This is a genomic window from Virgibacillus salexigens (assembly GCF_014905415.1).
GTDB lineage: Bacteria > Bacillota > Bacilli > Bacillales > Amphibacillaceae > Virgibacillus > Virgibacillus salexigens.
The window spans coordinates 621,565-634,004 of the sequence record NZ_BNEO01000002.1 but is presented as its reverse complement, the minus strand read 5'-3'; the positions used below and the strand labels follow the sequence as shown (position 1 = coordinate 634,004).

The following is a 12,440-nucleotide window of genomic DNA, read 5'->3' as shown; positions in this document are numbered from 1 at the left end:
TTATCATTACGTTTGATACATTAAAAGAGGTGCTTAATCATGTTAAAGCAACAAGTATATATTCAGGACGTATTATTGAATCAATTATCGATTCCTTCAAGGTTACTTACATCATATACATCACTAGATCTTGATGAGAAAGAAGTGATGCTTCTATTACAATTGCAACGCTTTATACAAGATAAAGTTGACTTTCCAACCCCTGACCAGTTAGCCGCCCATGTAACAATGAATGAAAAAGAATGTGCAAATTTACTACGAGGTTTAATCCAAAAAGGAATGCTTACAATTAAACAGCAAGAAATGCAAGGCGAAAAATTAACAGAGGCATATTGTTTAAATCCACTTTGGGAAAAATTATTCCAAGACGAAGAAAACGATCATGCGGTTGAGCATGAAGAAGCTCCTACTGATGGGACCATTTTTATATTATTTGAACAAGAGTTTGGTAGACCGCTTTCTCCATTTGAAATTGAAACAATTAATGCCTGGCTTGATCAGGATCATATCTCTCCAGCATTAATCAAAGCGGGGCTAAGAGAATCTGTATTAATGGGAAAACTCAATTTTAAGTACATTGACCGAATACTGAGAGAGTGGAAGAAAAAAGGGATTCATACGGTGGAGCAAGCAAGAAATTCAAGTAAGCAATTCCATTCAAGACAATCAAGTACACAAGAAACAAGCAAAAAGAGGGATACCTCATTCTATTATAATTGGTTAGAAGGGGAAGAATAGTAGTATGCTGACAAAAAAGGAAATTAGATTTTGTTTAGATGAAATGAAAAAGATGTTCCCAGATGCACAATGTGAATTAGAACATAAGAATCCATTTGAACTCGTAATTGCTGTATTACTGTCTGCACAATGTACGGATACACTCGTAAATAAAGTAACAAAAGAACTATTTAAAAAATATAAAACACCTGAGGATTACTTAGCTGTAACCCTTGAAGAATTACAGCAAGATATTAGATCAATTGGGCTTTATCGTAACAAAGCAAAAAATATCCGGAAACTTTGTACCATGTTGTTAGAAGAATATGGTGGGATTGTCCCTCAAACAAAAGCGGAGCTGGTCAAATTGGCTGGTGTAGGGAGAAAAACTGCCAATGTTGTAGCCTCTGTAGCTTTTGATGAACCAGCAATCGCTGTAGATACTCATGTAGAACGGGTATCTAAGCGATTAGGAATTTGTAAATGGAAAGATTCTGTAACGGAAGTAGAAGAAACATTAATGCGTAAAGTTCCAAGGGATGAATGGAGTGTAACCCATCATCGTATGATTTTCTTTGGACGCTATCACTGTAAATCAAGAAATCCAAATTGTCCAGAATGTCCTCTTTTAGAAATTTGCAGAGAAGGACAAAAACGGATGCGAAAACGAAAAGAGGTAAATGCGAATTAGCATTTACCTCTTTTTATTAGTATTGGCCATCATAATTTTATTGGTTTTCTTGACCTTGACCGGGTCGACTGTCTGGATTTTCTCCTTCTCCAGGAGATTCTTGTTCTTGCTCTTGCTCACCATCATCAGCTGGCGGCTCCTCTGGATTGTTTTCATCTGGTGGAGGGCTTTGATCGCCACCGCCGCCCTCATCAGGATTTTCTTCATTTGGCACCGTAACGCTGGTGTTTTGACTTTGACCTCTGACACCATCATTATTACCATTTTTTCCAACTGGTGTTACAGTAATTGTATAGCTTTGCCCAGGTGTAGCGCCACTGATTTCAAGACCATTGGAATCTACCGTTTGTGTCTGCCCATTGACCGAGACTTCAAAGGAAGCAGGGGGACCATTGTAATTCCAATTTACATCAATAATTGAATTACCTTCATTGTATTGGGCGGATAGCCCTTCAACTGGAGGAATATTGCCTTCCTCGTTTTCATCTTCCTCTTCTGTACCAGATTTAACAGTTGCGGTCTTCGGTTCACTTCGTGATGATTCGTCTTCATTATTAACTGCAACTACTTGGATGGTGTAATTAGCTCCTGGTTCTACTTCAGTAATTTCCATTTCGTTTTCCTCTGTAGTAGACAGTGTTTGCATTTCACCATCATTTACCTTCATGCTAACTTCAAATGAAACATCCGCATCTGAATCATATTTCCAATTTACATCAATGGTATTGCTGTCTTCATTAAAGCTTGCTTCTAAGCCACTGACTGGATCTAATTGATCAAACTTCTCAGATGTTTCTTTAGGCTCTGTACCTTTTACAAACAGTTCAGTAATAATCGAAGCTGATGGGGTGTATTCACTTGGTTTTGCTGCAGGATTAGAACCTTTTTCTACTTTAGCTTCAACAACAGAGTCTGGTTTGACAAAATCTTTGGTCTCTATATCCTTGGATAGTTCTGCCATGGTATTTTTAAACAATGCATGCGGTACTTTTGTATCTGGTAATGTGCGTTGGTTATCATTATAACCCGTCCAAACCGATATAGTGTAGTTGGTTGTATATCCACTAAACCACGAATCCGGGCTTCCTTCTTTATCCGAAAGGTTTGTTGTACCTGTCTTACCTGCAACTGGTAAGCTTGGAATATCAGCTAGTTTACCGGTACCTTCAGAAATAGCTGATTTTAACATATCCGTCATCATATAAGCAGTATAATCAGCCATGACCGCTTCTGATTCTGGCTTTGTCTCCACCGTGCGTTCATCTGGGAATTCAACTTTTGTCACGGCGTAAGGTTCATTATAAATCCCTTCATTTCCGAAGGCGCGATAAGCCCCAGCCATCTGAAGCGGATTTACAGTTGTACTTGTACCACCAATTGCGTCACCTATTGTCATTTTATCATCGGCAAATTTAATTCCTAGGCTTTCAGCGAATTTCTTCGCATTCTCATAGCCGACTTCTTCTAACGTTTTAACTGCTGGAACGTTTAATGATTGGTTCAATGCATGTCTGGCAGTCATCCATCCACCATATTGTCTGTTCCAATTTCGAATAGAAGCATCGGTACCTGGAATTGGATATGGCTTATCATCGTTAATTTGATGGTAGGTTGAGATTTTATCATATTCAATAGCCGGTCCATAAGCTGTTATTGGCTTCATTGTAGATCCAGGTTGTCGTTTGGTTTGCAGGGCATAATTAAAGTCTCCTGGATCATTTCCTCTATTTCCACCGATCGCCCTGATCGCTCCGCTTTTCGTATCGAGCACTGCCATTCCTGCTTGCATTTCGTCATCTGGATAGGAAATTGGATTATCTTCCTGATTACTTAGCAAGAATTCAACATGTTCTTGTGCATCGGTATCAAGGGTTGTATGAATGGTTAATCCATCTGTATAAATATCCGCGCCATCCACTTTTTCCTCAACTTCCTTTTGAACTTGCTGTAAGAATGCTTCATATGGAGTGGAATCGGGACTAGATTTTTGTAATAGGGAAGGGATGTCAACTTCTCTTGCTTTATCCGCTTCCTCCTGTGATATCTTTCCATGGCGGACCATGAGCGTTAGCACAGTATTCATTCTTTCTTTTGTTAGTTCTGGATTTTCAAATGGGTTATATGCACTTGGTCGTTGTGGTAACCCAGCCAATATAGCTGATTCCGCTAATGACAATTCACTTAAATCTTTTTTACCAAAATACGTTTCAGCAGCTTTTGCTACACCATATGCACCGCTTCCGTAATAAATCTTATTCAAATACATCTCTAAGATTTCTTCTTTAGAATACTCTCTTTCTAATTGTAGTGCGAGCCATTGCTCTTGTACTTTTAGGCTAATCTTTTTTTCAGGTGTTAAAAATGACTTCTCTACTACTTGCTGAGTAATGGTACTGGCACCCTCTGATCCAAAACCATTAGTGATATTAGCAATAACTGCTGCACCAATCCGCCGCAGATCGATTCCAGAGTGTTCGAAGAATCTTGCATCTTCCGTTGCGGTAACAGCATCAATTAATCCTTGTGGCAATTCATCATAATTGACTTTCGTTCGTTTTTGTTCCCCTAAGACTGCGAATACTTCTCCATCTTTGTCCAGAATTTGGGAGGCTAATGGATCTGATAACTTCGCGTCATTAATATCTGGTGCTGTCGCAATCCAATAGGCTGCGGTCGCTCCAGCTCCAATTCCCATTACGATAAGAATAATTAATAAAGATAATACGATCTTCTTCCATAACGGTTTCTTTTTATTTTTTTTCTGTTTTCTTCTCGCTGAACGAGATTGGCTATTGTCTGCCATCGCTTCATTCCTCCGTCTCTAAAAATAAAGCTTATCGATGATAGCTAAATAATCAACTCTTGCCCTATATTGAAAAGGGATAGGATATCCTTCAGTTTGCAGGCTGTCAAAAGATATCGATTTTTTTCCACCATTTAATTTGACGTTCCAATACGAAAAAAGTTTCTCCGCTGGTAACAAAAATGTTTGGTCATGTGCAGCAAAGCGAATAATGATAAAACAAATTCCCCCGTGTGCATCAATAGCTTTCATATGCTCAATCTGATGATCATGAACATTTGCTAACGGAAAGAGTGTCTTATTTTTTGTTTCTTTTGCTTCAAAGTCAATATATTTGCCCCGATAGATTCCATTATAATCTGTCGTCGAAGCCTGTTTGAAATACGCTTCCGTAATCACAGCTGCACTTCGTTTAGGATAATCCACCTTGACAATTTGGACTGGGGTCGGTTTTTTATGAATAACTGCTTTATTCGATTGTCTATAGTACGTATTTGTACTATTGATATCTTCTTCTAATGTCATTCCCCGATTACTAAATATATTTGTGTTTTGTTTTGCGTTAATTGGTTGATTGGTCTTTACTTTCTTTCCATTTGGGTAATTCATCCTTGGATCCTCCTTGCCTATTACCATATCATAAAAGAAAAGAAAAACCATTTAAAATAACGCATAAATATTACAAAAGTCGTACATGTTAAAACAAAAATTTAAAACTAGGATGGTAGCCATGTACGATGACCAAGTTCTGCAACACTACATCCATTATATAACAAATCTTACCAAGACACATAATGTAGATAATATTACACGTACTGATGCCTATTTTACATTCTACTTACAATTTCCTGAGATTAAATGGTCGTTCTTAGCAAGTCTTGTATCAAGAAATGCAGGGTATAATATGACCGATTTATATTTACCCCCATTTCAATTGATGCTAGGTGAACAGGAAAGGGAAAGACTATTCATGACATATGAACGTGCCAATTGGCTCATTTTTTCGGATGCTTATCCACAGTTACTCGTCTATCGACTTTCCTTGCAATTAAATCAACCATTATTTCATTTATTACCTTATTTTCACGTTTCTTCCTTTATGGTGAAAGAATGGAATTACTTTTGGAAGACTGCTGATACGAATCGAATAATGATAGCATTAATCATTAATGAACAAAATGTAATCGAGCAGCCAGTAATTAGACAATCCTTTTTCAAAAAACGTGTTTTTCATCAGGCTCCTTATTTTCTACAGAATTTACTCACGATGAATGCAGTATTGCTACCAACAAAATCGGCTCAACTTTATGGAGCGTTTGTACATCAATTCACGAGTTTAACAAAGCGTATTGAACTTGGAAAACAATTAGCATCCATTTTATATTCCCCATCCACTTTTAAACAAATATTTGCCTTTGCAAGACAATGTGAACATACAGGTTCACGCTATGATTATGAACGGTTTCTAAACCTCCCATTTCCAGCGTCTCCATTCTTAAGAATGGTATACCCTGTTATCTCACATCAAGATAAAATTCGAAAGGACTGGTACAAATGGGGGGGTATCAAAAAGAAATGGTGGAACTCAGAAGAAAGGAACGGCTGTAATTGGATAGGAAAGGAATTCTATAAAAAGCGCTCGCTGATCTTTGCCTACTACTATGTAAAACGCGTGTTCAAAGGATAAGGAAAGGGATATGAAACTCATATCCCTTTTACGTTGATGGACGATTAGGCCCATCCAGTTTTTTATCTCCCTTTTTTAATGATTTTGAGCGAATGCTTTCCGTTTTTGCGGGTTTTTTCTTGGATTCCTTCATGGGTAACTACCTCCCTTATAGAATAGTTTGTCAAAAATCCTTAAAAAAATGAGCAATTTTATTCGTTTTGTAAGCTTTCTTCTAGTTTTGTCGAACGTGCAGGAGAGAAATTGATCCTCTCGAATAAATATAATAATGAAGTACGAACGAAAGGAGGGGAATTCATGAACAACGCAGCAAAGCAAATGGATGCAAGTGAGCAAGGGGCGGATCGACGAACGGTAGAAGTATCGTTACAGCATCTAGCTGATCAAATCCGTTGGATGGATCAAAAATTAATGATGAAAATAGAAAATGATATTTCTGATCATTACCATGATCAAATGAATGAGATAAATGCATTTAGAACAACATGGAAGAAAGTAAGTATTTAAATCGTTCGCATAGCTGTCTATATGTTAAAATATGCTTAATAACTAATCATAAAAAGGCGGCATTCAACATGAATTTAATTGAACAAACAGAAACGTTAAAACGCTATTTAGATAATTTAAAATACCATTATGAACAGAATGATCCTCCGGAAAACCGAAAAGATCGAGCTTTGTTTCTACAAGTTAAAGAGGAAACGACACCAATATACGACCGCTTACAACAATGGGAAACGTTAGCATTACAATTCGTTAAAGAACGTAAAGTAAATGTTCATCCACAACAAATCGTTTCAACGAAGGAAAATATGGAGCTATTACTTATGCATAGTTATTACATTGATGTCAGAAGAAAACGATATATGGAATTAAACCATTCTGTTATATATATTTTTGATCAACTGATGGACGAATTAAACAAGGTGGATCTGTAATCGCTTTACAAGTAGCGATTTTTTTCTTATAATATCCTTCCACAAGTTGGGAGGAGAAAATGAGATGCTGAATAAACAAGATTTATTAAATGAAGCACATACGATGTTATCGAAAGCTTACGTACCATATTCCAAATTTCCCGTTGGTGCAGCATTGCTTACCAAATCCGGAAAGTTATACACTGGATGTAATATAGAAAATGCAGCGTATCCAGTTTCTTGTTGTGCCGAACGTGTTGCTATTTTTAAAGCAATTGCTGATGGAGAGGACGAATTTATAGAAATGGCTGTTATTGCTGATACGGAACGGCCGGTACCGCCATGTGGTTCATGTCGGCAAGTAATGAGTGAATTTTTCAAAGGTGATATGATTATCCATTTAACGAATTTAAAAAATGAGGTAAAGACAGTCTCAATGAATGAATTATTGCCTTTCTCATTTCAGCCTTCCGATTTAAACAAAAATTAAATTATAATCTAGCAAGAGGTTATAATAAAATCCGAACGATGATCTGTCTATAAATTGGTGTAGTTCGATCGTTCGGATTATTCTTTATTAATATTATTTGATTAGCTCTTTTTAGATTGTTTCTTCTTTAGGAACGTTTGCTTCGTTTTGGTCTGGAAGAACTAAACTAAAGATAACCCCTAAACACCCAGCAATAAGGAAAGTGGTAAATTTAGAAGTAATCATTCCTTCCAATGGTGTACTAATCCATATAATCGTTGAAATCAGACCTGATACCACCGTTGCAACTACTCCAGCACTAGAGTACTTTTTCCAGAAAAACGTTAAGAGGATAGCAGGGGAAAGGGTGCAACCAACACCAGCCCATGCCCAACTTACAACTAAATAAAGCAAAGACTCCGAAACTAATGCGATTATCATTCCTATTACTCCGAATACGACTATAGTGAGCCGAGAAATCCAAACAAATTGTTTCTCTGAAAACTCCATTTTAAAGGTTTTATGGATAATATCCTCACTAATTGAACTCGTTATAACCATTAATTGGGAGTCAGCTGTGGTTATGATAGCAGCTAACACTCCTGCCAAGAGTAATCCAGCTATCCATGGAGAGAAAAGATCTAAAATCATGGTGGGTAATATAATTTCAACATCTTTAAATGAACCTTGGTCATACATAGTAATTGCTGCTAGTCCTATCATAAAGGCACCGCCGTATGCAAGAATAGTCCAAGTAATGGCTACAATGCTACCTTGTTTTGCCTGTTTATTATTTTTCAGTGCCATAAACCGAGCACTCAGTTGTGGCTGACCTCCTAGAAACCCAAAAAACCATGAAAAATTATTAAAGAACAATACTCCGATTGAAAAACCGGTGAGACCACCAAACCAGGAGTTAAAGGTTGGTCCTGCCTGATAAAGTGATTCTGTTATGGACAAACCATGTGATTGAATATAAAAGAATGCCATTATAGGCAGGGCAACTAATGTAATCACCATCATGACGCTTTGTATCATATCTGTCCATACTACCGAAATAAATCCACCAGCAAAAGCTATAATGATAATAACAATGGTTGCTAAGATTATTCCTGCAGCATGCGGGATACCAAATGTAGTGAATAACATTTTACCTGCTCCTGCCATTTGCGCACCTACATAAAACATAAGAAAACTGGCAATTAAAATGCTTGTCAGCCAACGAATCACTTTCGCTTTTTGTCCAAATCGTACAGCTAAATAATCTGGTAAAGTCAGTACATGATACTTATCTGTTTCCTGCATAAATTTCTTCGCTAAAAATAACCAAGCAAATATAATTCCAATAGCAATGCCTACCGCTACCCATATCCCTGATAATCCCGTCATAAATACAAATCCCGTATAACCTAGAAGCAGCCATGCCGATTCCCCTGTAGCCCGTTCCGAAAACGCAAGTGCCCATCCTGGTAACTTCTTTCCACCCAATAAAAATTCAGAATGGGTTTTACTCCGTTTGCTAAAGGCATATCCAATCGTAAGCAGGACAAGACAATAGATAAAAAATTCAACAGCAATAATATTCATAAATCCTCCTCATAATCAGTTCCGTATAGAAACGTCTTTATATACATTATCCAACTGAAGTTAGACAACGGCACCTTCAATTACTAGATCTTTCTCTTTAAAACGCTCAAATCTCAACGGACGAAGATCGAGTGTTTCGTATTGCCCCAATCGAATTAGTTCGGATATTCCTTTACCTATAGCTGGAGCTTGCTGCATTCCATGACCACTAAAACCACATGCAGTAAAGTAACCTTTTAACTGAGGGTGTTCGCCAATAATGGCATTTTGATCCATTGAATTAAAACTGTACATACCAGCCCAGCCGCTAATAATTTTAGCTTGCTCAAAATGAGACATCCTTTCGGCCAATATAGGCCATAGTTGATCTAGAAAAAAAGATCGTTTCCATGAAAAATCAATACCTGGTTCCACTTTTTCAGAATAACCAGTAATGATCTGTTTTCCTTCATGCCGAAAGTAAACACCCGTAGGATCAACTGTTAATGGCAATTCATTCGATAAAGGTTCGGCAGTATCAAATTGAATAATTTGCCGCTTTAAGGGAATAATTGGTAGCGGTAAATCTAACTTTGCACTTAACGCAGCAGCCCAAGGACCAGCACAGTTTATTACGATAGGAGCTTTGTATATATCTCCAGTTGCTAATCGGACCCCAGTTACTCGATGATTTTCTTTCAAAATCGAGTCAACTTCTTTATATACATAAGATGCGCCTAATTGTTTGGCCTTTTTTATATATCCTTGCATTACTGAATAAGGGTCTAGATAACCATCTTCCGAACAATAAAGTCCACCTATTAAATCAGAAATAGTTAATTCTGGAATAAGTGTTTTTAATTCATATGGGGATAGGAAATCGGAAGGAACACCAAAATGTCGTTGTAGAGCACATTGTCTTTGTAATGTTTCGGTATTTTCTGCTTTTGCAAGAAATAAATACCCTCGTTGCTTAAAATCAATTTCTGCTTTTTCTCCACGAATAGCCATATCTGTTGGAAATGTTTTGTATTTTTGTAAGCTATAGCGGCTAATTTGAATATTAATAGTTGTGGTGAAAAGTTGCCTTATTCCTCCTGCGCTTCTTGAAGTTGATGAAAATTCGTTAAGGGAGTCTTTCTCGAAGACAACAATTTCCCCTGTATACCCATCATTCAACAAATTGTAAGCTATACTTGAGCCAATTACTCCGCTACCGACAATAATAATGTCCGATTTGTACATTAGCATTCACCTCATATGTAAATTAGTAACCTATACATTGGTTATAAATTAAAAACAGATTGTAAATCTAGGGATAAATTCAACAAATTTCTGGAGGTAAACTAGATTATTTTAAATAATCTAAATTATGTTAAAATAATAAAAAAGCATGTAATAAGGCAGGGGATTAGGGTGGAACGTTTTGTACAATTTGCACAACAAACAGTGAAAACGGTTTCAAAAATATCTCCATTTCCAATAAGTCTGAGTGATAGACAGGGGTATATAATTGGAGATACCAACTCAGATCGAATTGGTAAAATACATAAACCATCTGTAGAAGTCATCAAATTAAACAAGGCTATTTTATTTGATGACAATACGGTTTCAACGATGGAAAATGTGCTTCCAGGCATTGCTTTACCTCTTTGTTTTGAGCATCAAACGGCTGGTGTACTAGGAATTATAGGTGATCCACATCAGGTAATGCCGTATGCAGAATTAATCAAAAACTATGTTGAAACAATGTGGCATGAAACGATTCATTCCCATATTGAGGAATTAGAATCAAAAATTACAGAATCATTCATACAATATATCCTGTTGGAAAATAAAAGGAATATCGAAAAATTAAAAGAGTACTGTTCTATTTTGCATATGGAATACTTGTTACCGCGCTGCTGCATTGTCATAGATATCGGAAATTCGTTAATCACAACGGTACAGGCAGCTAAAAACCATGCTTTTTCAATGGAATATTTAAGAAGGGAAATTTTATATTGCATACGAAAGGCATACCAAGCTGAAACGGCTGCTTGTGCATTCTTAAATCCGCAAAAGATTGTCCTTTTAAAGGCCATTAATGATATAACTGACTACCATTCATTTATGGCAGATTTTAAAAAGAATAGCTTAGAGCTAATGGAAATGCTTAACGTTTATCATTTGAATGCTTTTACGGTTGCCGTTGGTAATAAATATGAATCGATGGATAAACTATGCTTTTCTTATGAAGAAGCGGAGAATTTAATAAAGTTGGGGAAACAAACGACAATTAATCCTGCAATTTACTCTTTTTATGATTGGAATGTACTTGCTCAACTATTTCCTTTTTACGATACAAATGATATTCACTCAATTATTCAATTACGGTTAAGAAATTTATACCATCAGAAGAATTTCCTTGAATTAAAGCAGAATTTCTTAACCTATTGTGATTGCAACCTAAATCTAAGCAAAGCTGCAAAATTACTATTTATCCATCGAAATACACTAATTTATCGGCTGAATAAAATTGAAGCATTAACTCAAATTGATTTAGGTTGTTTTGCGCAAAGTATGTTATTATATGTACTATTAAAAAGGGAAACTTAATTGAGGGATGGAGGATGAAATGGAGATTCATTTTTCAGGTTGATCATTTAATGCTATAATAAGTGAAAAGAAAAATAGACATAAAAGGAATTAGAATTAATACAATGGTAAATAAAAGTGGTACAAGTATAATGAACCATGTAAACATGACGAGGTGATGAAATGAGTTTAAATCGAGTACAGTTAAGTAGTAAAGATATACTTGAGAAAGATTTTAAAACGGCTATGCGTGGTTATAATCAAGAGGAAGTGGATGAGTTTTTAGATCTAATTATCCAAGATTATGATGTATTTAAACAAGAATTGGAACGATTACAGCAAGAGAATGATCGCTTGAAGAAAACAACGACAGAACAACCTAAAACACGATCTGTTCAACCAAATCCAAACCCTCAAGTGAATTATGATGTATTAAAACGGTTGTCTAATTTGGAAAAAGCAGTATTCGGTAAAAAATTCGCTGAAACAGAAAGTTAATCTATTTTGTTGTAGCTAACACTTGAAAGTTTTAATTGTTTATGGTATTATTTATAAGGTTATTCGTTAAATACTCATGTGATCGCTGTATTTAATACAGAGGAAAGTCCATGCTCACACAGACTGCGATGTCTGTAGTGTTCGTGCTTGACGAAATCATAAGTCAAGGTAACCAGTAGGTTAACGGCAGGTTTATTTCCTAAGTCTTAAAAGATATGGAAATATCCTTGAAAGTGCCACAGTGACGTAGCTGAGAAGGAAACTTCTTGGGTGGAACGAGGTAAACCCCACGAGTGAGCAACCCAAATAATGGTAGGGGCATCCTTTAGTAGGGAAGTTGAACCGAAAAAGGGACAAGTTATTACTTGTAGATAGATGATCGCAACCGACGTACGAGGTTTGACCACCGTTTGTAGTACAATGGTACAGAACATGGCTTATCGAGTATTTAATCGGTCCCATAACAATATTATTTGTATTAAAACCTTTCTGAATCTCATCTGAGGTATCAGAAA

13 protein-coding genes and 1 other RNA gene are annotated in these 12,440 nt (G+C 36.4%); 9 read left to right on the top strand and 5 right to left on the bottom strand.

All coding sequences use genetic code 11. The features are described 5' to 3' along the window. The first annotated feature begins 39 nt into the window (after positions 1-39). Both JKP73_RS10860 and nth read left to right on the top strand, forming a co-directional pair. Positions 40-738, top strand: coding sequence for a DnaD domain-containing protein (locus tag JKP73_RS10860; RefSeq protein ID WP_038243957.1), 699 nt, complete (start codon positions 40-42; stop codon positions 736-738). A gap of 4 nt (positions 739-742) precedes the next feature. Next, positions 743-1,408: an endonuclease III gene (gene nth, locus JKP73_RS10855; RefSeq protein WP_021291293.1), complete on the top strand. Its 666-nt coding sequence runs from the start codon at positions 743-745 to the stop codon at positions 1,406-1,408. Between the two features lie 37 nt (positions 1,409-1,445). Here the strand turns inward: nth and JKP73_RS10850 are convergent, their stop codons facing one another. Both JKP73_RS10850 and recU read right to left on the bottom strand, forming a co-directional pair. Next, complete coding sequence (locus JKP73_RS10850) at positions 1,446-4,211, bottom strand: PBP1A family penicillin-binding protein (RefSeq protein ID WP_200411215.1); 2,766 nt, start codon at positions 4,209-4,211, stop codon at positions 1,446-1,448. A gap of 18 nt (positions 4,212-4,229) precedes the next feature. After that, positions 4,230-4,820, bottom strand: a complete 591-nt coding sequence (recU, locus tag JKP73_RS10845; RefSeq protein WP_021291295.1) for a Holliday junction resolvase RecU — start codon at positions 4,818-4,820, stop codon at positions 4,230-4,232. A 121-nt stretch (positions 4,821-4,941) separates the two neighbouring features. Here recU and JKP73_RS10840 point away from each other — a divergent pair, with 121 nt between their 5' ends. Further along, positions 4,942-5,898: a DUF2515 family protein gene (locus JKP73_RS10840; RefSeq protein ID WP_038243963.1), complete on the top strand. Its 957-nt coding sequence runs from the start codon at positions 4,942-4,944 to the stop codon at positions 5,896-5,898. 28 nt (positions 5,899-5,926) lie between these two features. Here the strand turns inward: JKP73_RS10840 and JKP73_RS10835 are convergent, their stop codons facing one another. Then, on the bottom strand, positions 5,927-6,031 hold the full coding sequence (locus JKP73_RS10835; RefSeq protein WP_021291297.1) for a hypothetical protein: 105 nt from the start codon (positions 6,029-6,031) through the stop codon (positions 5,927-5,929). Between the two features lie 164 nt (positions 6,032-6,195). On the opposite strand from JKP73_RS10835, the gene JKP73_RS10830 reads away from it, so the two are divergent. The 3 genes from JKP73_RS10830 to JKP73_RS10820 all read left to right on the top strand — a co-directional run bounded on the left by JKP73_RS10830 (position 6,196) and on the right by JKP73_RS10820 (position 7,305). Then, positions 6,196-6,405, top strand: a complete 210-nt coding sequence (locus tag JKP73_RS10830; protein WP_021291298.1) for a hypothetical protein — start codon at positions 6,196-6,198, stop codon at positions 6,403-6,405. A 68-nt stretch (positions 6,406-6,473) separates the two neighbouring features. Continuing rightward, a complete protein-coding gene (locus JKP73_RS10825; RefSeq protein ID WP_021291299.1) occupies positions 6,474-6,836 on the top strand; it encodes a DUF1798 family protein in 363 nt (120 codons plus the stop codon). A gap of 67 nt (positions 6,837-6,903) precedes the next feature. Next, a complete protein-coding gene (locus tag JKP73_RS10820) occupies positions 6,904-7,305 on the top strand; it encodes a cytidine deaminase (RefSeq protein WP_031335534.1) in 402 nt (133 codons plus the stop codon). Between the two features lie 111 nt (positions 7,306-7,416). Here JKP73_RS10820 and JKP73_RS10815 read toward each other — a convergent pair whose 3' ends face one another. Continuing rightward, positions 7,417-8,871: a sodium/proline symporter gene (locus JKP73_RS10815; RefSeq protein ID WP_160807171.1), complete on the bottom strand. Its 1,455-nt coding sequence runs from the start codon at positions 8,869-8,871 to the stop codon at positions 7,417-7,419. 60 nt (positions 8,872-8,931) lie between these two features. Continuing rightward, a complete protein-coding gene (locus JKP73_RS10810) occupies positions 8,932-10,095 on the bottom strand; it encodes an NAD(P)/FAD-dependent oxidoreductase (RefSeq protein ID WP_021291302.1) in 1,164 nt (387 codons plus the stop codon). 171 nt (positions 10,096-10,266) lie between these two features. Between JKP73_RS10810 and JKP73_RS10805 the strand changes: the two genes are divergently transcribed. From JKP73_RS10805 to rnpB, 3 genes are all read left to right on the top strand, one after another. After that, on the top strand, positions 10,267-11,448 hold the full coding sequence (locus JKP73_RS10805) for a CdaR family transcriptional regulator (RefSeq protein WP_188941998.1): 1,182 nt from the start codon (positions 10,267-10,269) through the stop codon (positions 11,446-11,448). Between the two features lie 162 nt (positions 11,449-11,610). After that, a complete protein-coding gene (gene gpsB, locus JKP73_RS10800) occupies positions 11,611-11,925 on the top strand; it encodes a cell division regulator GpsB (protein WP_021291304.1) in 315 nt (104 codons plus the stop codon). 70 nt (positions 11,926-11,995) lie between these two features. Then, an RNA gene (gene rnpB, locus JKP73_RS10795) (RNase P RNA component class B) lies at positions 11,996-12,370 on the top strand. Positions 12,371-12,440: the final 70 nt, after the last annotated feature.

Excerpts from the sequence above, each read along its gene's own strand:
- JKP73_RS10825 (WP_021291299.1), top strand. The coding sequence starts at position 6,474 with ATGAATTTAATTGAACAAACAGAAACGTTAAAACGCTATTTAGATAAT.
- nth (WP_021291293.1), top strand. The coding sequence starts at position 743 with ATGCTGACAAAAAAGGAAATTAGATTTTGTTTAGATGAAATGAAAAAG.
- JKP73_RS10810 (WP_021291302.1), bottom strand. The coding sequence starts at position 10,095 with ATGTACAAATCGGACATTATTATTGTCGGTAGCGGAGTAATTGGCTCA.
- JKP73_RS10815 (WP_160807171.1), bottom strand. The coding sequence starts at position 8,871 with ATGAATATTATTGCTGTTGAATTTTTTATCTATTGTCTTGTCCTGCTT.
- JKP73_RS10840 (WP_038243963.1), top strand. The coding sequence starts at position 4,942 with ATGTACGATGACCAAGTTCTGCAACACTACATCCATTATATAACAAAT.
- JKP73_RS10850 (WP_200411215.1), bottom strand. The coding sequence starts at position 4,211 with ATGGCAGACAATAGCCAATCTCGTTCAGCGAGAAGAAAACAGAAAAAA.
- gpsB (WP_021291304.1), top strand. The coding sequence starts at position 11,611 with ATGAGTTTAAATCGAGTACAGTTAAGTAGTAAAGATATACTTGAGAAA.
- JKP73_RS10860 (WP_038243957.1), top strand. The coding sequence starts at position 40 with ATGTTAAAGCAACAAGTATATATTCAGGACGTATTATTGAATCAATTA.
- JKP73_RS10835 (WP_021291297.1), bottom strand. The coding sequence starts at position 6,031 with ATGAAGGAATCCAAGAAAAAACCCGCAAAAACGGAAAGCATTCGCTCA.
- JKP73_RS10830 (WP_021291298.1), top strand. The coding sequence starts at position 6,196 with ATGAACAACGCAGCAAAGCAAATGGATGCAAGTGAGCAAGGGGCGGAT.
- recU (WP_021291295.1), bottom strand. The coding sequence starts at position 4,820 with ATGAATTACCCAAATGGAAAGAAAGTAAAGACCAATCAACCAATTAAC.